The 1,117-nt window shown below is 68.8% G+C and carries 1 protein-coding gene; it reads left to right on the forward strand.

What is annotated here, in order from left to right; translation table 11 throughout:
• On the forward strand, positions 1–1,117 hold a 1,117-nt coding region (locus ACFWI9_RS34020), incomplete at both ends, for a cation acetate symporter (RefSeq protein WP_387169109.1).

Here is a 1,117-nt window from a genome sequence, read left to right on the forward strand (position 1 = left end):
GATACGACGGCGTGGTACTGGCACTGAGCACACTGCTGTCACTGCTCCTGCTCATGTTCGTACTGGCGGAACCCCTGCACCACACAGGCCGCTTCACCATGGGAGACGTACTGGCACACCGCATGCCGGGCCGGACGGTACGCATCACGGCCAGCGCGGTCACCCTCGCGGCACTGGTACCCATGATGGTCGTCCAACTCGCCGGCGTGGGCCAGTTGCTGGCCTTCGTCCTGGGATTCTCCGACGGCTCGATGCGCACCGGCTGCGTGGTCGGCGCAGGCGCACTGATGATCACCTACGCGGCGATCGGCGGCATGCGCGGGACCGCGCTGATCCAGATCCTCAAAACGGTGATCCTGCTGGGATCGGGTCTGGTGGTGGCCGCCCTGCTCCTGCACACCTTCGGCTGGAGCCCCCGGGCCCTGTTCGGCGCCGCGGCCGCCCACAGCGGCGCCGGCACCGGATACCTGCGCTACGGACTGCAGTTCACCGGCGGCCGCTACCCCGCCTGGGACATGATCAGCACACAGTGCGCCATCGTCCTGGGCGGCGCCTGCCTCCCCCACGTCACCATGCGCATGTACACCGCCGGCAGCACACGCCAGGTACGCCGGGCCATGTCCTGGGCCGTATCGGCCGTCGCCCTGTTCATGGGCGTCATGACCGTGATCGCCGTCGGGGCCACCGCACTGATCGGCGGCCGGCAGATCGCAGCCGCCGACCCACGCGGCAACACCGCCTACCTCCTCGGCGCACGCGCCGCATTCGGCACACACCTCTCCCGCACAGAAGGACTCCTGTTCACCACCGTCACCACCGCGATCTTCCTGACACTCCTGGCATCCGTCGCCAGCATGACACTGGCCTGCGCCAACTCACTGGCACACGACGTCCTCACCCGCACAGACACCGCACCCCTGCGCGAAATGGCCCTGGCCCGACTGTCCGCCCTCGCAGTAGGCGCACCCGTCATCACACTCGCCGTCCTCGCACAACACCGCAGCCTCCAGCCCCTCGCCATCACCTCGTTCTGCCTCGGCGCCTCCGCAATCGCACCCGCCCTCGTCCTCCGCCTCCTCTGGCGGCGCTACACACGCACCGGCCTCCTCTGCACACC

This window comes from Streptomyces sp. NPDC127084, assembly GCF_042724175.1.
GTDB lineage: Bacteria > Actinomycetota > Actinomycetes > Streptomycetales > Streptomycetaceae > Streptomyces.